The sequence below is a fragment of the Mesorhizobium sp. M2E.F.Ca.ET.209.01.1.1 genome (assembly GCF_004010375.2).
In the GTDB taxonomy this organism is placed as follows: Bacteria; Pseudomonadota; Alphaproteobacteria; order Rhizobiales; family Rhizobiaceae; genus Mesorhizobium.
In genome coordinates this window covers 1-299 of the sequence record NZ_SADP02001040.1, presented here as the reverse complement: position 1 = coordinate 299, position 299 = coordinate 1, and the positions used below count along the sequence as shown (strand labels likewise).

General features: G+C 60.9%; 1 pseudogene. It reads right to left on the bottom strand.

Annotated elements, in window-relative coordinates:
* Positions 1–224 (bottom strand): annotated as a pseudogene (locus EN852_RS39035) (GGDEF domain-containing protein); the annotation flags it as partial.
* Positions 225–299 lie beyond the last annotated feature (75 nt).

Genomic DNA, 299 nt, shown 5'->3' with positions numbered 1-299 from the left:
CCGATCAGCAGGAACGCCGAGGTGGCGATGCCGAGCAGGCGCCCGGGCATGTCGATATAGGCGTCATAGATGAAAATATCGCCAACCACGAACACCAGGCTGATCGCCCATGTCAGCAGGAACTTTTCCGAGCGGGCGGTCAGCCACATGCCGAACAGCGTCAGGCTGAGGCAAGCGGCGGAGAAACCGACAGCGAGCAGAAGTGAAGTGTAGTCGAGCGACATGCCCCTCTTTCCCTGCCGGCGACGGCTCCAGCTCTGCAGCTTGGCGTCGGAGTATTCATGCGGCAAGGAAGTGTG